Source organism: Mycobacterium sp. IS-1556 (assembly GCF_001499985.1).
In the GTDB taxonomy this organism is placed as follows: domain Bacteria; phylum Actinomycetota; class Actinomycetes; order Mycobacteriales; family Mycobacteriaceae; genus Mycobacterium.
Window position 1 is genome coordinate 96,372 of the sequence record NZ_LQIM01000008.1, and the last position, 16,393, is coordinate 112,764.

19 protein-coding genes and 1 tRNA gene are annotated in these 16,393 nt (G+C 65.6%); 14 read left to right on the forward strand and 6 right to left on the reverse strand.

Annotated features, from left to right (window positions below; translation table 11 throughout):
• Nucleotides 1-3 precede the first annotated feature (3 nt).
• A complete protein-coding gene (locus AU187_RS07895; protein ID WP_059098356.1) occupies nucleotides 4-507 on the forward strand; it encodes an EspA/EspE family type VII secretion system effector in 504 nt (167 codons plus the stop codon).
• Nucleotides 508-513: 6 nt separating this feature from the next.
• Here AU187_RS07895 and AU187_RS07900 read toward each other — a convergent pair whose 3' ends face one another.
• From AU187_RS07900 to AU187_RS07920, 5 genes are read right to left on the reverse strand one after another with little or no spacing between them, the layout of a single operon-like run.
• Complete coding sequence (locus tag AU187_RS07900) at nucleotides 514-1,740, reverse strand: hypothetical protein (protein WP_059098357.1); 1,227 nt, start codon at nucleotides 1,738-1,740, stop codon at nucleotides 514-516.
• Nucleotides 1,730-2,164 (reverse strand): carboxymuconolactone decarboxylase family protein, encoded by a 435-nt coding sequence (locus tag AU187_RS07905; RefSeq protein ID WP_059098358.1) that lies wholly within the window; start codon nucleotides 2,162-2,164, stop codon nucleotides 1,730-1,732. Before AU187_RS07905 ends, AU187_RS07900 begins: the two co-directional genes overlap by 11 nt.
• 4 nt (nucleotides 2,165-2,168) lie before the next feature.
• Complete coding sequence (locus tag AU187_RS07910) at nucleotides 2,169-3,011, reverse strand: NAD(P)-dependent oxidoreductase (RefSeq protein WP_059098477.1); 843 nt, start codon at nucleotides 3,009-3,011, stop codon at nucleotides 2,169-2,171.
• A 5-nt stretch (nucleotides 3,012-3,016) separates the two neighbouring features.
• Nucleotides 3,017-3,766, reverse strand: coding sequence for an SDR family oxidoreductase (locus AU187_RS07915; protein ID WP_059098359.1), 750 nt, complete (start codon nucleotides 3,764-3,766; stop codon nucleotides 3,017-3,019).
• Between the two features lie 25 nt (nucleotides 3,767-3,791).
• Complete coding sequence (locus tag AU187_RS07920) at nucleotides 3,792-5,258, reverse strand: aldehyde dehydrogenase (protein ID WP_059098360.1); 1,467 nt, start codon at nucleotides 5,256-5,258, stop codon at nucleotides 3,792-3,794.
• Between the two features lie 140 nt (nucleotides 5,259-5,398).
• Between AU187_RS07920 and AU187_RS07925 the strand changes: the two genes are divergently transcribed.
• From AU187_RS07925 to AU187_RS07980, 12 genes are all read left to right on the forward strand, one after another.
• On the forward strand, nucleotides 5,399-6,007 hold the full coding sequence (locus AU187_RS07925) for a TetR/AcrR family transcriptional regulator (protein WP_059098361.1): 609 nt from the start codon (nucleotides 5,399-5,401) through the stop codon (nucleotides 6,005-6,007).
• A complete protein-coding gene (locus AU187_RS07930; protein WP_059098362.1) occupies nucleotides 6,004-7,227 on the forward strand; it encodes a cytochrome P450 in 1,224 nt (407 codons plus the stop codon). Before AU187_RS07925 ends, AU187_RS07930 begins: the two co-directional genes overlap by 4 nt.
• Nucleotides 7,228-7,237: 10 nt before the next feature.
• Complete coding sequence (locus AU187_RS07935; protein WP_059098363.1) at nucleotides 7,238-8,065, forward strand: SDR family oxidoreductase; 828 nt, start codon at nucleotides 7,238-7,240, stop codon at nucleotides 8,063-8,065.
• Nucleotides 8,062-9,432, forward strand: coding sequence for a lanosterol 14-alpha demethylase (gene cyp51, locus AU187_RS07940; RefSeq protein WP_059098364.1), 1,371 nt, complete (start codon nucleotides 8,062-8,064; stop codon nucleotides 9,430-9,432). Before AU187_RS07935 ends, cyp51 begins: the two co-directional genes overlap by 4 nt.
• Nucleotides 9,433-9,438: 6 nt before the next feature.
• Entirely contained in the window at nucleotides 9,439-9,648 is a 210-nt protein-coding gene (gene fdx / locus AU187_RS07945) for a ferredoxin Fdx (RefSeq protein WP_059098365.1), read from the forward strand.
• Nucleotides 9,649-9,651: 3 nt separating this feature from the next.
• The gene (locus AU187_RS07950) at nucleotides 9,652-10,197 is read left to right on the forward strand and encodes a nuclear transport factor 2-like protein (RefSeq protein ID WP_059098366.1); all 546 of its coding nucleotides are present in this window, start codon (nucleotides 9,652-9,654) and stop codon (nucleotides 10,195-10,197) included.
• A 90-nt stretch (nucleotides 10,198-10,287) separates the two neighbouring features.
• Complete coding sequence (locus AU187_RS07955) at nucleotides 10,288-11,415, forward strand: NDMA-dependent alcohol dehydrogenase (RefSeq protein ID WP_059098367.1); 1,128 nt, start codon at nucleotides 10,288-10,290, stop codon at nucleotides 11,413-11,415.
• 6 nt (nucleotides 11,416-11,421) lie between these two features.
• Nucleotides 11,422-11,877: a nuclear transport factor 2 family protein gene (locus tag AU187_RS07960; RefSeq protein ID WP_059098368.1), complete on the forward strand. Its 456-nt coding sequence runs from the start codon at nucleotides 11,422-11,424 to the stop codon at nucleotides 11,875-11,877.
• Nucleotides 11,867-12,745, forward strand: coding sequence for an SDR family NAD(P)-dependent oxidoreductase (locus AU187_RS07965; protein WP_059098369.1), 879 nt, complete (start codon nucleotides 11,867-11,869; stop codon nucleotides 12,743-12,745). The genes AU187_RS07960 and AU187_RS07965 overlap by 11 nt, the downstream gene beginning before the upstream one ends.
• Nucleotides 12,746-12,777: 32 nt before the next feature.
• Nucleotides 12,778-14,430: an HNH endonuclease signature motif containing protein gene (locus AU187_RS07970; protein WP_172800185.1), complete on the forward strand. Its 1,653-nt coding sequence runs from the start codon at nucleotides 12,778-12,780 to the stop codon at nucleotides 14,428-14,430.
• 159 nt (nucleotides 14,431-14,589) lie between these two features.
• Nucleotides 14,590-14,994 (forward strand): HIT family protein, encoded by a 405-nt coding sequence (locus AU187_RS07975; protein WP_059098370.1) that lies wholly within the window; start codon nucleotides 14,590-14,592, stop codon nucleotides 14,992-14,994.
• A gap of 39 nt (nucleotides 14,995-15,033) precedes the next feature.
• A complete protein-coding gene (locus tag AU187_RS07980; RefSeq protein ID WP_059098371.1) occupies nucleotides 15,034-15,858 on the forward strand; it encodes a hypothetical protein in 825 nt (274 codons plus the stop codon).
• Here the strand turns inward: AU187_RS07980 and AU187_RS07985 are convergent.
• Nucleotides 15,839-16,186 (reverse strand): hypothetical protein, encoded by a 348-nt coding sequence (locus tag AU187_RS07985; RefSeq protein ID WP_231740243.1) that lies wholly within the window; start codon nucleotides 16,184-16,186, stop codon nucleotides 15,839-15,841. The genes AU187_RS07980 and AU187_RS07985 overlap by 20 nt on opposite strands.
• Nucleotides 16,187-16,235: 49 nt before the next feature.
• On the opposite strand from AU187_RS07985, the gene AU187_RS07990 reads away from it, so the two are divergent.
• Nucleotides 16,236-16,307: transfer RNA gene (locus AU187_RS07990), tRNA-Thr, on the forward strand.
• The last annotated feature ends 86 nt before the right edge of the window (nucleotides 16,308-16,393 follow it).

The window sequence follows — 16,393 nt, forward strand, 5'->3', positions numbered from 1 at the left end:
ATCGTGAGTGTCCTGGCTGCTTTCTTGTCGACGTGGGAACGCGCGCACACCACGTTCGGCGAGGGCACTCCCCACGGCGGTGACGGCCTCGACCAGAGTGCGCGGTTCCGACGACTGCAAAGCGATGTCGACGCCGCCGCGCCGCGGGACTGGACCGGCGCAGGCTCGGACTCGTATGCCGAGGCGAACCAGCGACAGAGCCGTGCACTGTCCGCGATGGCGGACCTCGATCAGCGACTCAAGGCGGAGGTCGACCGGTCGGCGGCGGTGGTGGCGGCCGGCCGACGCGACCTCGAAGCCGTCAGGCAGTGGGTGGTCGACGCTGCCGCGACCGTCCCGAGAACCGCCCTTGGTGAGCAGATGCTGTGGCCGGTCGTCAGCAAGGGCGCGAGCGAGGTCGCCGAGATCATCCGCCGTTCCCATGGTGAGCTGTCCGCCATCGCCGAGAGGATGCGGGGGCTGGGCACCGAGTACGAGGCTCTTCGGCCACCGACTCGCGACGCCTGAGAGGTATCAGAGCACAGTCAGCGGCAGCGACTTGCGGTCCTCGAACTCCCACGTTGAGCCGCCGCTGACCCTGACCACCGACACCTCGGAGAATTCCTTGGCCGCCGTGTCGGTTTCGACGACGCGCGCGGTCCAGTCCTCGTGGTTGCCCGTGACTTCCACGTCGAATCGCGGGTCGATGACCCGCACCGCCGCCTGCAACGGGCGCACTTCGTCGGGAGACACCAGCGACACCCACGCGCCGTCCTCGTGGGCCGGTGACCGTCGCACCTGCACGATGTCCGGACCGAACTCGGCGTCGACGTATGCCTGCGGGTTGAGCATCGGATGCAGCTTCAGGGTCTGCACCGCTCCCTCGATCCCGCCCGGCAACTTCAGCGCGCGATGGATGCGCTCGGCGGCGATACCCGCCACCCCGATGAGCTGCTTGGTGCAGATCTCGGTTGCCAGTTCGGTGTTCGTCCCTGCCCGCTTGCCGACCGCGATGACGAACGACAGATTCAACAAGTGCATCTGCAGGCAGACCTCGTCCGCCATGCGCACCAACGCCGAATGCGAGAACGCGGCGAAGTCGAAGTCCGAAAGCAGCGGGCCCGAGTAGTCGGCCTGACCCTCGTCGGACGGATCGATCGGGTCGAGTTCCGTTCTGGCGGCGCGGCTTCGGCCGACAACCTCCAATACCGGGTGGTCCTCGACCTCGGGATGGGACTCGTCGATGATCACGGTCCACGCGCAGTGCGGGTGCTGGTCGGCGGGGGTGCGCGGCGGACGGTGGATCGGGCGGATCTGTGCCCTGCGGTTGGTCGCGACGGCCGTCGCGTCGAACGTCGGGTCCTCGATGTCGTGGCACATGCCGCGCACGTACTCTTCACCCATCGGCTCGACGTCCAGCAACGCGCCACAGTGGTCGAGGTGGAATTCGCCGTGCCACCGGTCGTGCACGGTGTAGCGGAAATCCATGAACTGCGGCGGTGCCCCGATGTCGAGCTGCAGACCTTTGAAGATCGTGATGACGTCGACGCCCTCGTACTTCAGCGCCTTCTGCATCCGCCTGGTGTAGATCGGGCTGGCGCCCATCCACTCCTCGATCGCGATCTGCAGCATCTCCTCGCGTCCGAAATTGCTGATGCACCATGCCATTCCAGACCGGTCGATCAGCTGACCGATCAGCAGCAGCTCGGGCACCAGCACCGCGAGTTCGTCGCGGGACAGCGAGGAGTACCTACTTGTCATCGAGACTGCTCCCCGAGTGCATCTTCAGCGCGGCGTTCACATTGCCCTTTTTGTCCTCGCCCTGCTCGGCGGTCTTCTTCCGGTTCTTGATCACCTTGGTGACCGCCCCGTCGAGCTTGGATCCCAACGGGAACCCGAGGTAGTGCGTCAGGAAGATGGCCATCTCCTTGAGCTCCTCCTCGGTGATCTCACCGTTCGCCAGCGCGGCGTTCGCCTGGATCTCAGCCAGGTCCGAAATCCCCAGCGCCGTCACGACCGTCAGCGTCATGATCCGCTTGTCGCGCATCGAAAGCCCCGGCCGCGTCCAGATGGTCCCGAAGAGGTGATCGGCCGTCAGCGCGAAGTACTCGCCGGGCATGTCGGGCATCTCCCAGCCGTACACCTCGTTCATCTTCTCGAGGCCCTTGCGGCGCAACTCGTCCATACTGCTACTCCTTCGTACGCGGAACGCCGAGTCCGGCCGCCAGGTCTCGCAGCGCGATCTCGGCAAGCGGCAGTTCGATTCCATTCTCCGCGCCGAGCCTCAGTGCCAAACCCAGATCCTTTTCTGCGAGCCCACGGGTGTGGACGAACATGTCGTACACGAAGTGGTCGGGCTGCAGTGGTTTGGTGTCGTCGCGAACCATGATCGCTCCGGGTCCGCCGCTCTGCGCATCGCTGTGTCGCACAACCCGGCCGAGCTTCTGCAGATCGATGCCCGCCGCCTCCGCGAGCCGCTGCGCTTCACACGCCGCGGCGAATCCGACGAAGGTCAGCATGTTGCGGGCCAGCTTCATCCTGGTTCCGGCACCCGGTTCACCGGCGCGGACCACCATCGATGCCCACTTCTTGAACACCGGCTTGACCGTGTCGTACGCCTCGTCATCCGCGCCGACCATGACGGCCAACTCGCCCTTCTCGGCGGCACCGGCGCCACCGCTCACCGGCGCATCGACGATGTGAATGTTATTACTCCGTAGCTGCTCGGCGAGCTCACCTGCGGTGCCGGGCTCTATGGTCGAGTGGATCGCGATCACAGTGCCGCTCTTGGCATGTTCGGCGAGCTGTTGCACCACGTCGCGCACCTGTGCGTCGTTCAGCACGGTGACGCTGATGACGTCAGCAGCCTTGGCGACATCGGCCACACTGTCGGCCAGTTCGGCACCCAGTTCGGCCAGTGGCGTCATGGCCTCGGTGCGCACATCGAAGACCACCAGGCCGCCCGGCCAGTCGACCAGGCGCTTGGCCATCGGCGCACCCTGGTTGCCGAGACCGATGTAGCCGAGCTTCATATCGGTCACCTGATGATCTGCCCGCCGTCGACGTTGAAGATCTGACCGGTGATCCACTTGGCCTGATCCGACAGCAGGAACAGACACATGCCGACCAGGTCCTCGGGCTCTCCCATGCGCGACAACGGAATTCGCTTCACGATGTCATCGACCATCTCCTGCGGCGTGGTGGTGCGGTTGGCCTCGGTGTCGATGGGCCCCGGCGCGATCGCGTTCACGCGGATGTTCTGGCCGCCGAGTTCGGTGGCCAACTGCTGCGTCAGCCCGTTGATGCCGACCTTGGCCAACCCGTAGAAGTTCGAGTACAGCCACGCCGCGGTGGACGACTGGTTGACGATCGCCCCGCCGCCCCGCTTTGCCATCTTCTTGTAGACCGCGCGGGTGCACACCAGGGCGCCGTCCATGTTCACGCTCATGAACTTCTTGTAGTAGTCCCAGTCGACGGTGATCAGGAAGTCCAGCTTCATGCCGCCGAAGATCGCGGCGTTGTTGACCAGGTAGTCGATGCCGCCGAACTCCGAAAGCGTCTGCGCCGCCATCTCCTTGGCCGATTCGGGATCGGACACGTCGACCCGCACGGCCAGCGCGTTGCCGCCCTCGCCCTTGATCCCGTCGGCGACCTTCTGCGCACCCTCGGTGTTGATGTCGGCGACGACGACGGCCGCGCCTTCGCGGGCCAGCGCCTCGGCGTAGGCCTGGCCGATCCCGCCACCCGCACCGGTGACGATCGCGACTTTCTCGTTGAACTGCCCCATCTCTCTCCCTATCTGCCGAGTCGTGTCACCGTGCGGTCGCGATGGCCTTGATCTCCAGGTATTCCTCGAAACCGGCCAGACCCATTTCGCGGCCGAGGCCGGACTGCTTGTAGCCACCGAACGGCATGTCCGCCGAGTACCAGACGCCGCCGTTGATGTTGACCGTGCCGACCCGCATCCGCGCCGCCGCCCGGTTCGCGCGCTCCTCGTCGGCGGAGAACACCGTGCCGGACAACCCGTATGGCGAATCGTTGGCGATGCGCACCGCGTCGTCGTCGCCGTCGTGGGCGATGACCGTGAGCACCGGGCCGAAAATCTCTTCACGGGCGACCTTGGCGTTGTTGTCCAACCCGGCGATCACCGTGGGCTCGATGAAGAAGCCGGTGTCGCGGTCCTGTGGGCGGCCGCCGCCGCATGCGAACTTGCCACCCTCGTCGATCGCCGAGTCGAGATAGCCCTGGACGCGATCGCGCTGGCGCGCGGAAATCACCGGCCCGCAGATGGTTCCGGCGTCCTGCGGGTCACCCGGCCGAAGTCCGGCCATCGTCGCGGCCGCCGCCTCGACGGCCTCGTCGTAACGGGCCCGTGGTACCACCAACCGCGTGGTGATCGCGCAGCCCTGGCCCGCGTGCATGGACGCGGTGAACGCCGACATCGAGCACGCGCCCGCCAGATCCGCGTCGTCGAGCACGAGAAACGCAGACTTGCCGCCGAGTTCGAGGAACACCTTCTTGATCGTGGCCGCGCCGTCGGCCATCACGGCACGGCCGGTGGCCGTCGACCCGGTGAACGAAACCATATCCACCCGAGGGTCTTTCGACAGCAGGGCGCCGACTACGTGGTCGCTCGACGTGACGATGTTGACCACGCCCGGCGGGATGTCGGTCTGGTCGGCGATCAGTTCCCCGACCGCGGCCGCACACCACGGCGTGTCCGGCGCCGGCTTGAGCACGACGGTGTTGCCCGCCGCCAGCGCGGGACCGATCTTGGCGAGGTTGATCTGGTGCGGGAAGTTCCACGGCGTGATAGCACCTACGACGCCGACGGCCTCGCGAACCACCTTGCGACGAGACGGAATCCCCATCGGCGAGGCGACTCCCAGGTCGGTGACCCACTGATACGACTCGGCAGTGTCGGCGCAGAACGTCAGATCCTCGACCGGTCCCTCGAGTTGGGCTGCGGAGGTCAACATCCGCGGCGCGCCCACCTCGGAAATCGTCAGCTCCCGTAGCTCTTCGATGTTGTCGCGCAGCACCTGCTGCAGTTGGCGCAGGCAGCGCACTCGCAACTCGGTGTTGGTCGACCAATCCGTCTCGTCGAAGGCGCGGCGGGCCGCCTCGATCGCGCGCGCCATGTCGTCGGCGGTCGCGTCGGCGGCGACGCCGAGCACCTCCTCGGTCGCGGGGTTGACGGTCTGGAACGTCCCGCCACTGCCGCCGACGAGCTTGCCGTCGATGAGCAACTGACTCTCGCGATTGGCCAGCATTGCCATCTGCGCTCCGTTCCCCGTTGCTGGACAAGTGTCCGGGTTGATTTGCAAGCAACCTTAGACCTCTGGCCTGGCAAGTGGCAAGCAGACGCGTCCGAGCTGCGCACTTGCGGGCCGGACTTGGGATCAGATAGCTTGGACATGTGTCCAGTGAACCCGTGGTCGCGGTCACAGAGCCGTCGCCCGTGACTGTCGGCGAGACGCCGCGCAACCGTCGCCAAGAGGAGACGTTTCGCAAGGTGCTCGCGGCAGGGGTCGAGATGCTGCGGGAATCGAGCTACGCCGACCTGACGGTGCGAGCCGTCGCCGCGAAGGCCAAGGTCGCCCCGGCGACCGCCTACACCTACTTCTCGTCGAAGAACCACCTGATCGCCGAGGTCTACTTCGACCTGATGCGCCAGGTGCCGTACTTCACCGACGTCAACGAGAGCAGACTGACCCGCGTCGAGAAGACGCTGCGCGCCATGGCGCTGATGGTTGCCGACGAGCCCGAGGTCGCGGCGGCCTGCACGACCGCGTTGCTGAGCGGGACCGACGCCACCGTGCGCGCCGTGCGCGACCGCATCGGCGCCGAGATCCACCGCCGCATCCGCTCGGCCATGGGACCCGACGCCGATCCACGCGCGCTGGCCGCCTTGGAGATGACGTTCTTCGGCGCGCTGGTCAACGCCGGCAGCGGCGTGTTCACCTACCACCAGATCGCCGACCGGCTTTCCTACGTCGTCGGCCTCATCTTGGGAGACGAGCAGTGACCCCTCAGACCGGAGCCGCCTCCGACGTGATCCTCGACCCCTACGATTACGACTTCCACGAAGACCCGTATCCGTACTACAAGCGATTGCGCGACGAAGCGCCGCTGTACCGCAACGACGAACTCGGCTTCTGGGCGCTGTCGCGGCACCAGGACGTGCTGGCGGGTTTCCGCAACAGCACCACGCTGTCGAACAAGTTCGGCGTGTCTCTGGATCCCGCCTCCCGCGGCCCGCACGCGTCGAAAACCATGTCGTTCCTGGCGATGGACGATCCGGCGCATCTGCGGTTGCGCACACTGGTGTCAAAGGGCTTCACGCCACGCCGCATTCGCGAGTTGGAACCGCGGGTCACCGAGATCGCGGTCCAGCACCTCGATGTCATGCTGGATCGAGCCGGACCCGACTCGACCGTTGATTACGTCGACGAATTCGCAGGCAAGCTGCCGATGGACGTCATCTCCGAACTGATGGGCGTGCCCGAACCCGACCGCACCCAGGTCCGAGCCTGGGCGGACGGCGTGATGCACCGCGACGAGGGTGTGACCGACGTGCCGCCCGCGGCCGTCGAGGCGTCCATCAACCTGATCGTCTACTACCAGGGCATGGTCGCCGAACGCCGTAAGAACCCGACCGACGACCTCACCACCGCGCTGCTGGAAGCCGAGATCGACGGCGACCGGCTCACCGACGACGAGATCCTCGGCTTCATGTTCCTGATGGTGATCGCCGGCAACGAGACCACCACGAAACTGCTTGCCAACGCGGCGTTCTGGGGCCACAAGAACCCCGACCAGCTGACTCCCGTCTACGCCGACCTGGACCGCGTGCCGCTATGGGTCGAGGAGACGCTGCGCTACGACACCTCGAGCCAGATCCTGGCGCGCACCGTCGCCGGTGAGCTGACGCTGTATGACACCACCATCCCCGATGGGGACGTGCTGCTGCTGCTGCCGGGTTCGGCACACCGCGACGAGCGGGTCTTCGATGATCCCGACCGGTTCATCATCGGCCGCGAAATCGGCTCAAAACTCATGAGTTTCGGCAGCGGCGCACACTTCTGCCTCGGCGCGCACCTCGCGCGCATGGAGGCCAGGGTCGCGCTGACCGAGTTGTTCAAGCGAATCCGCGGATACGAGGTCGACGAGGCCAACGCCGTCCGTGTCCACTCGAGCAATGTCCGCGGGTTCGCTCATCTTCCGATCACTCTCCAAACCGTCTGAAGGCCAACACATGCCCCGTTTCGAACCGCTACCCGAACGGCGACCCGCCATCGTCGCCGGCGCCTCGTCAGGAATCGGCGAGGCGACGGCCGTCGAGATGGCCGCGCGCGGCTTCCCGGTCGCGCTCGGCGCGCGCCGCGTCGAGAAGCTCGACGACATCGTCGGCAAGATCAACGCCGACGGCGGTGAGGCGGTCGGCTTCCATCTCGACGTCACCGACCCGAACTCGGTCAAATCCTTTGTCGCCCAGTCCGTCGACGCGCTCGGCGAGATGGAGGTGCTGGTGGCCGGCGCGGGCGACACGTACTTCGGCAAGCTCGCCGAGATCACCACCGACGAGTTCGAATCGCAGTTGCAGATCCACCTCGTCGGCGCCAACCGACTCGCGGCCGCTGTGCTGCCCGGCATGCTCGAGCGTCAGCGCGGCGATCTGATATTCGTCGGCTCCGATGTGGCGCTGCGGCAACGCCCGCACATGGGCGCCTACGGCGCGGCCAAGGCCGCCCTGGTCGCGATGGTCAACAACTTCCAGATGGAACTGGAGGGAACCGGCGTGCGTGCCTCGATCGTGCACCCCGGCCCCACGAAGACCAGCATGGGCTGGAGCCTGCCGGCCGAGAAGATCGGTCCGGCACTCGAGGACTGGGCTAAATGGGGTCAGGCCCGCCACGACTATTTCCTGCGGGCCTCCGACCTGGCGCGCGCCATCACATTTGTGGCGGAGACGCCGCGCGGCGGGTTCATCGCGAACATGGAATTGCAGCCCGAAGCCCCGTTGGCGGACGCACCCGTGGAACGTCAGCAGCTCAAGCTGAACGAGGAGAACCTGAACTCATGACTGAATCCAATGCGACGACGACGGCGGTCGTCCCCCGGGTTTCCGGCGGCGAGGAAGAGCACGGCCACCTCGAGGAGTTTCGCACCGACCCGATCGGTCTGATGAAGCGTGTCCGCGAGGAATGCGGTGATGTCGGCTGGTTCCAGCTGGTCGACAAGCACGTCATCCTGCTCTCCGGCGCGGAAGCCAACGAGTTCTTCTTCCGTTCGGCCGACGAGGATCTCGACCAGGCCGAGGCCTACCCGTTCATGACGCCGATCTTCGGCAAGGGTGTGGTATTCGACGCCAGCCCGGAGCGGCGCAAGGAGATGCTGCACAACTCGGCGTTGCGCGGCGAGCACATGAAGGGCCATGCGGCCACCATCGAGGGCGAAGTCAAGAAGATGATCGCCGACTGGGGCGACGAAGGCGAGATCGAACTGCTCGACTTCTTCGCCGAGCTGACGATCTACACCTCGACGGCATGTCTGATCGGGTTGAAATTCCGCAACCAACTCGATCATCGATTCGCCGAGTACTACCACGACCTCGAGCGCGGCACCGACCCGCTGTGCTACGTCGATCCGTACCTGCCGATCGAGAGCTTCAAACGCCGCGACGAAGCCCGCGTGAAACTCGTTGCGCTGGTTCAGGAAATCATGAACCAGCGCATGGCCAACCCGCCGAAGGACAAATCCGACCGCGACATGCTCGACGTGCTGGTGTCGATCAAAGACGAGGACGGCAACCCGCGGTTCTCCGCCGACGAGGTGACCGGCATGTTCATCTCGCTGATGTTCGCCGGACACCACACCAGCTCGGGCACGTCGGCGTGGACGTTGATCGAGTTGATCCGGCACCCCGCGGTGTACGCCGAGGTACAGGACGAACTCGACGAGCTCTACGCCGACGGCCAAGAGGTGAGTTTCCATGCGCTGCGTCAGATCCCGAAGCTCGACAACGTGGTCAAGGAGACGCTGCGGCTGCATCCACCGCTGATCATCCTGATGCGCGTGGCGCAGGGCGAGTTCGAGGTGGCCGGCTTTCCGATCCGCAAGGGCGACTTCGTCGCGGCCTCACCGGCCATCAGCAACCGGATCCCAGAGGACTTCCCGGAACCCGACGCCTTCAACCCGGACCGTTACAACAAACCCGAGCAGGCCGACGTCGTCAACCGGTGGACCTGGATTCCGTTCGGCGCAGGCAGACACCGCTGCGTCGGCGCCGCATTCGCCCAGATGCAGATCAAGGCGATCTTCTCGGTCCTGTTGCGCGAGTACGAATTCGAGATGGCCCAGCCGGCCGACTCCTACCGCAATGACCACTCCAAGATGGTGGTCCAGCTGCAGCGGCCGGCCAAGGCTCGTTACCGCCGGCGCGTCAAGTAGGTCGCCATGGGTTGCTTTCGGATCGAGGTGGATCTGGACCTGTGCCAGGGCCACGCGATGTGCGAACTCGAGGCGCCCGACTACTTCACGGTGCCCAAACGCGGCAAGGTCGAAATCCTCGATCCCGAACCGCCGGAAGACGCCCGCGATGAGGTCCAGAACGCGGTCGACATGTGCCCCACCCAAGCTCTGTCCATCAAGGAATTAGGAGAGTAGACAATGCCATCACTGCCTCGCGAGGACCTCGACAAGTGGGTCGAAGAATGGCTGGAGGCCAACCGGGACGCCGAGCGCAACGGCGACTGGAAGCCGTTGGCCGAGTTCTACACCGACGACGCCACCTACGGCTGGAACATCGGCCCCAAGGAAGACGTCATGTGTGTCGGCATAGAAGAAATCCGCGAGATCGCCTTAGGCCTGGAGATGGAGGGTCTGGAGAACTGGGTCTACGAGTACCAGAAAGTGCTCGTCGACGACAAACAGGGCGAAATCGTCGGCTTCTGGAAGCAAATCGTCAACAAATCCGATGGCTCGCAGGACGAGATCTACGGCATCGGCGGCAGTTGGTTCCGACTCGATGCCAACCTCAAGATCGAATGGCAGCGCGACTTCTTCGACTTCGGCCACGTGGCCAAGGGATACGCGAAGCTGATCGAGTCCGGCGACCTGTCACCGGGAATGCAAAAGCGCATCGAGCGCTCGCTGGCGGGTGAGAAACTGCCCGGCTACTACCCGCTCGGTCAGGCCCCCGCACCCATCTGGTGACCGGCCAAGCAGTTGATTGGGGGTGACTGTGACGTACCTAACTACTCCCTCTAGTCTGTGGTCACCGGCTCTAACGGAAGGCACGTGCGAATGAAGACAAAAGGCGCTCTCATCTGGGAGTTCAATCAACCGTGGTCGATCGAGGAGATCGAGATCGGTGACCCCGTCAAGGACGAGGTCAAGGTTCAGATGGAAGCGTCGGGGATGTGCCACTCCGACCACCATCTGGTGACCGGCGGCATTCCGATGGCCGGCTTCCCCGTGCTCGGCGGCCACGAGGGCGCGGGCATTGTGACCGAGGTCGGGCCGGGTGTCGAAGACATCAAACCCGGCGATCACGTGGTGATGTCGTTCATCCCGTCCTGCGGCAACTGTCCGTCGTGTCAGGCAGGCATGCGCAACCTGTGCGACCTCGGCGCCGGACTGCTCGGGGGCACCGCGGTCTCCGACGGCACCCATCGCATCCACGCAAACGGGAAGCCCGTCTTCCCGATGACGCTGCTGGGCACCTTCAGCCCATACATGGTCGTGCACAAGAGCTCGGTGGTGAAGATCGACGAGTCGATCCCGTTCGAGGTCGCCTGCCTGGTCGGCTGCGGCATCACCACCGGCTACGGTTCGGCGGTGCGCAGCGGCGACGTCCGGCCCGGTGAGGACGTCGCGATCGTCGGCGTCGGCGGTGTCGGCATGGGAGCGCTGCAGGGCGCCGTCACGGCGGGTGCCCGCCGCATCTTCGCCATCGACCCGGTGGAGTGGAAGCGTGATCAGGCGCTGAAATTCGGTGCCACACATGCCTATCCGGACTGGGAGTCGGCCATGGCAGGCATCGGGGAGGTCACCTGGGGCTTGATGGCCCACAAGGTGATCGTCACCGTGGGCGAGTTGCACGGCAAGGACGTCGACAACTACCTCAACCTCACGGCCAAGGGCGGCACCTGCGTGGTGACCGCAATCGGGAGCCTGCTCGACACCGAGGTCAACCTGAACCTGGCCATGCTGACCCTGATGCAGAAACGACTGCAGGGCACCATCTTCGGCGGCGGTAACCCGCACTTCGACATCCCCCAGCTGCTGTCGATGTACAAGGCCGGCAAGCTGAACCTCGACGACATGGTCACCCGGCAGTACAAGCTGGAGCAGATCAACGACGGCTACAAGGACATGCTCGAGGGCCGCAACATCCGCGGGGTCATCCGCTACACCGACGACGACCGCTAGGCCCCGATGTCCGACAAGAACACCGAAACGGCCGAGAAGACACCGGCTTTGGCCGCGTCGCACAACTCGTGGAAGTGCGTGCACGCCCACGACAAGCAGGGCTGGCTGGCCTTGATGGCCGACGACGTCGTGATCGAGGATCCGATCGGCCAGTCCTTCACCAACCCTGACGGCGACGGTGTGCGCGGGAAGGAGACGGTGTCCAGGTTCTACGACGCCAACATCGCCTCCAACGACCTGAAGATCACGTGCGAGGAGACGTTTCCCTCCAGCTCACCGCACGAGGTGGCCCATATCCTGGTGTTGCGCAGCAAGTTCGACAACGGCATGACCAGTACCGTGCGCGGCGTGTTCACCTACAAGACCGACGACTCGGGATTGCTGACCAACCTGCGCGGCTACTGGAACATGGACATGATGGAGTTCGGCCAGGCGGCCAGCCAGCCAACGGATGACAAGTAGCCCGCCACTGCGCGGGCGCGGCGCGGTTGTCGTCGGTGGTTCGCGTGGTCTCGGGCTGGCGGTCGCCGAGCTGCTCGCCGCACACGGCGCGGGGGTCATCGTCAACGGCCGCGACGCCGACGCCGTAACCCAAGCAGCGCAACGGATCTTGAACGCGCGCGGCCTGCCCGGCTCACCCGCAGATCCGGCCGTTGCGGACAGCCTGATCGACATGTGCGTGCAGGAATTCGGTCAGATCGACATCCTGATCAACTGCGCGGGCACCGCCGAACCGCACGGGTCGTCGATCCTCAACGTCACTTCTGCGCAGTTTCGCGATCTGATCGACGCGCACCTCGGCACGGTGTTCGAGACATGCCGGGCAGCTGCCCCGAAGATGGTGGCGCAAGGCGGCGGCGCGATCGTGAACACCAGTTCGTTCGCTTTCCTCGGCGACTATGGCGGCACCGGTTACCCGGCGGGCAAGGGCGGCGTCAACGGCCTGACGCTGGCGATCGCCGCCGAGTTGAAAGGCGACGGTGTGCGCGCGAACGTGGTGTGTCCCGGAGCCAGGACGCGACTGTCCACCGGCCCGGAGTACGAGGCACACATCAATGACCTACACCGGCGAGGTCTGCTCGACGAGATGAGCATGCAGGGCGCCCTGGACGCCGCACCGCCGGAGTATGTGGCGCCGACCTACGCGTACCTGGCCAGTGACCTCGCCGCAAACGTGACGGGGCAGATCTTCATCGCCGCCGGTGGGTTCGTCGGGCGCTTCGACAGGCCGACGCCGACGATTCTCGCCTACCGCGACCATCACGACTCGCCTCCGTGGTCGGTCTCCGAGCTGGATGGAGTTATCCACAGGGGTGGTGACCGGCGCTGATTTTGTCGGCCGGTCGTGGCATGCTCGGAGACATGGTCGAACAGGTGTTCGATACGAAGTTTGAGGCAGCCGACGACGCGGCCGTCGTGGCTGTGATCGCGGACTGCGCTCGCGCAGAGGCGGTTCTGGCCGCGCGTCGGCTGGCGGCCACCGCCGAGCTGACCGCCCGGTACACCGAACCCGACGGCCAGCGCGAGCATCTGGCGGTCGATGGCTGGCGGATGGCCTCGGCCGAGGTGTCGGCCGCGATGGGCATCGGCGACCGTGGCGCTTCGCGGGAGATGTGTATCGCGATGGCGCTGCGCGAGCGGCTGCCCCACGTGGCTGCGTTGTTCGCCGAAGGCCGCTTGAGCGCTGGGCTGGTCGCGACCATCACCTGGCGCACGCAACTGATCGTGGACTCCGAGATCCTGGCGAAGGTCGACACCGCCATCGCGGACCGTGCGGCCAAGTGGGGGTCACTGTCGGTGGCGAAGCTGGAGTCGGCGATCGACTCGCTGGTCGACGAGCACGACCCCGACGCGCGGCGGCGCCTGCGCGAGGCCGCCCGCAGCCGAGACGTCCAATTCGGTAAGCGCGACGATGTGACCGGAACGACGTCACTGTGGGGCCGCTTATCAGCCGCCGACGCAGAGCTACTCGAACGTCGGCTCGCACAAATGTCAAGCGAACTGTGCAAGGACGACCCCCGCACCGCCGGGCAGCGCAGGTCCGATTCGCTGGGTGCCATGGCCGCACACGCTGAGCGACTGACCTGCCAGTGCGGCAGCCCGGAATGCCCATCTGGCGGAGATGATCCGCGAGCAACCAACTTCGTCATCAACGTGATCACCGGACCCGCGGCCCTGACCGCACAACCGGATCCGCAAATGTCCGGCGATGACCAAATGCAACCTACCGAGCCCGCAGCCCAGCCTGCCCAACCCCCGGCAGAACCTGCCGCCGCTGCGGCCGAGCGGGCCCAACCCCGGGCAGAGCCTGCCGCCGCTGCGGCAGGGGGTGCGCCGTCGAATTGCGCGGCGGTTATCCTCGGCGGTGCTCTGATTCCGGCCTCGCTGTTGGCCGAGCTGATCAACAACGGCGCAACGGTCCGGTGGGTGCACACGCCCGATGCGGCCCCCGAACCCGGTTACCGACCATCGCAAAAGACCGCACGGTTTGTCCGGATGCGCGATATGACCTGTCGATTCCCCGGCTGCGCCCGCCCCGCGCAGTACTGCGACATCGACCACACGGTGCCCTATCCGGCCGGGGCCACCCATCCGTCGAACACCAAATGCCTGTGCCGAATCCATCACCTACTCAAAACTTTCGGTGGGTGGCGCGATGAGCAACACAGCGACGGATCGGTCCACTGGACGGCGCCGTCGGGCCGCACGTATGTCACCCATCCGGGTAGCCGGTTGTTCTTCCCCGGCTGGGATACCTGCACCCCCGCCCTGCCAGCGACACCACGACCAACAGAAAACGGCGACAAAGGCGCCATGATGCCGCGCCGACGACGCACCCGCACCCAAGACCGGCTACGACGAATCGAACGCGAACGCGCCCTCAACGCCCTTGACCGCCACCAACCCCCGGCACCCATCACCACCGAACCCGAAAGACCACCACCAGATGACTTGTGGAATATCGACATCAGCACCGGCACCAACTGCTCCGACGCCGACCCCCCACCCTTCTGACAAACACGTCGACCTCTACCAAGAGGAAGGCGGATATGAGCCATCCCCCAGAACGCGTTTGAGTGGGTGCATGCCGCACTCCGAACCTCAGGTCGAGTCTCGTTGGCTTCTGCGATGCCTTGAGAGCTCCGTCGCCGTGGCTCTCACTATGCTCGACCCATGGCGAGCGTCTTCACCAAGATCATCAACGGAGAGTTACCCGGCCGCTTTGTCTACGAAGACGACGACATCGTCGCTTTCCTGACGATCGCGCCGATCACCCAGGGCCACACGCTCGTGGTGCCCCGAGCCGAGATCGACCACTGGCAGGACGTCGAATCCACGGTCTTAGGCCGGGTCATGGAGGTCTCTCAGTTGATCGGCAAGGCGGTGGTCAAGGCGTTCCCCGCCGAGCGCGCCGGGGTCATCATCGCCGGCATGGAGGTGCCGCACCTGCACGTGCACGTCTTCCCCACCAACAACCTGGCCGATTTCGGTTTCGCCAACGCCGACCAGAACCCGTCGCCGCAATCTCTCGACGAGGCTCAGGCCAAGATCAAAGCCGCGTTGGCTCAGCTGACCTGAGAAGCCACGCCGGTCTTGCGCTGTCCATAGACTGAGGCGATGAACTACGGCAAAGCCCTCACGGACCTGGCCATTGCGCCCGTCAAGGTGGGGCTGGCCGTCGCCGACGCCGGGCTCTCCATGGCCAATGGCGCGTTGGGGCTGGCTCAGAAGACGATCGGCGAGGCGAACACGGCGACCAGGAACGGTTCGGCTTCGTTCGCGCACATGCTGGGTCTCGACGAGGCCGTGGAGCGGGCGAACCGGCTGGCCAGGCTGATGGACGACGATGCCCCGCTGGGACGGGCGCTGGCACCTAACGGTCCACTGGACCGGCTGCTGCGGCCGGGCGGACTGGTCGACCAGCTGACCACTGAGGGTGGACTGCTGGACCGGTTGACCGCCGAGAACGGCGCGGTGGCCCGAGCCGTGGCACCGGGTGGGCTGGTGGATCAGGTGATGGCCGAGGGCGGGCTCGTGGACCGGATGACCACCGATGACGGCGCATTATCGCGAGTGATCGCGCCCGGGGGCCTGGCCGATCAACTGCTGGCCAACGACGGACTGGTCGAGCGGGTGCTGCGCGAGGACGGCGTGGCCGACCGCCTGCTCGCCGAGGATGGCCTGCTGGACACGCTGACCGATCCGGACGGACCGCTGCTCAAGCTCGCTGACGTCGCCGACACCCTGAACCGACTGGCGCCGGGCCTCGAGGCGCTGGCGCCGACGATCGACGCGCTGCACGACGCCGTCGTTACGCTGAGCCAGGTGGTGAACCCGCTGAGCAACATCGCCGACCGGATCCCGTTGCCGGGCCGACGGCCACGCGCCCGCACGTCGTCACGGACTGTGACCTCACAGCGCGTCATCGACGTCGAGGAGTGACGTCAGGCGTCGGCTTCGATCGTTTCGACCGCGGCTGCGACGCTTTCCGGGCTCGGAGGCTGATTTTCCGGCTGCCACCGTGCAGTAGGAGTACCGCGGCGCCGCGCAGGATGCGCACGTAGTCGTCGACGTCGGCCTTGTTGTACGACTCGATACGGGCGGCGATGTCGGGCGACAGCGGCTTGATGGCAGTCGCGACGCTGAGGCCCAGGCCGCCTCCGGTGCTCGCGCTCTCGTCGAGGAGCGTGAGTAGTCGCTCCACCTGCGGCCGGGTCAACCCCGGATAGACGTGCGGGAAGTCGCTCAGGAGATCGTCCTTGACACTCACGGGCAGCGGGTTCCCCGAACGAGCGACCGGATAAACTCGGGGCCCGCAGGCCTCCTTAGCTCAGTGGTAGAGCAACGCACTTGTAATGCGTAGGTCGTCAGTTCAATCCTGACAGGGGGCTCAATGAAGGTGTATTAGTGCGGTTGAGGCTTGACATTTCGTCTTCGGTTGATGGGCGACAGTGTTTCGGCTGATGGTTGACAGTTA

Excerpts from the sequence above, each read along its gene's own strand:
- fdx (WP_059098365.1), top strand. The coding sequence starts at position 9,439 with ATGGGTTGCTTTCGGATCGAGGTGGATCTGGACCTGTGCCAGGGCCAC.
- AU187_RS07960 (WP_059098368.1), top strand. The coding sequence starts at position 11,422 with ATGTCCGACAAGAACACCGAAACGGCCGAGAAGACACCGGCTTTGGCC.
- AU187_RS07970 (WP_172800185.1), top strand. The coding sequence starts at position 12,778 with ATGGTCGAACAGGTGTTCGATACGAAGTTTGAGGCAGCCGACGACGCG.
- AU187_RS07920 (WP_059098360.1), bottom strand. The coding sequence starts at position 5,258 with ATGGCAATGCTGGCCAATCGCGAGAGTCAGTTGCTCATCGACGGCAAG.
- AU187_RS07910 (WP_059098477.1), bottom strand. The coding sequence starts at position 3,011 with ATGAAGCTCGGCTACATCGGTCTCGGCAACCAGGGTGCGCCGATGGCC.
- AU187_RS07915 (WP_059098359.1), bottom strand. The coding sequence starts at position 3,766 with ATGGGGCAGTTCAACGAGAAAGTCGCGATCGTCACCGGTGCGGGTGGC.
- AU187_RS07935 (WP_059098363.1), top strand. The coding sequence starts at position 7,238 with ATGCCCCGTTTCGAACCGCTACCCGAACGGCGACCCGCCATCGTCGCC.
- AU187_RS07905 (WP_059098358.1), bottom strand. The coding sequence starts at position 2,164 with ATGGACGAGTTGCGCCGCAAGGGCCTCGAGAAGATGAACGAGGTGTAC.
- cyp51 (WP_059098364.1), top strand. The coding sequence starts at position 8,062 with ATGACTGAATCCAATGCGACGACGACGGCGGTCGTCCCCCGGGTTTCC.
- AU187_RS07965 (WP_059098369.1), top strand. The coding sequence starts at position 11,867 with ATGACAAGTAGCCCGCCACTGCGCGGGCGCGGCGCGGTTGTCGTCGGT.
- AU187_RS07955 (WP_059098367.1), top strand. The coding sequence starts at position 10,288 with ATGAAGACAAAAGGCGCTCTCATCTGGGAGTTCAATCAACCGTGGTCG.
- AU187_RS07975 (WP_059098370.1), top strand. The coding sequence starts at position 14,590 with ATGGCGAGCGTCTTCACCAAGATCATCAACGGAGAGTTACCCGGCCGC.
- AU187_RS07900 (WP_059098357.1), bottom strand. The coding sequence starts at position 1,740 with ATGACAAGTAGGTACTCCTCGCTGTCCCGCGACGAACTCGCGGTGCTG.
- AU187_RS07950 (WP_059098366.1), top strand. The coding sequence starts at position 9,652 with ATGCCATCACTGCCTCGCGAGGACCTCGACAAGTGGGTCGAAGAATGG.
- AU187_RS07980 (WP_059098371.1), top strand. The coding sequence starts at position 15,034 with ATGAACTACGGCAAAGCCCTCACGGACCTGGCCATTGCGCCCGTCAAG.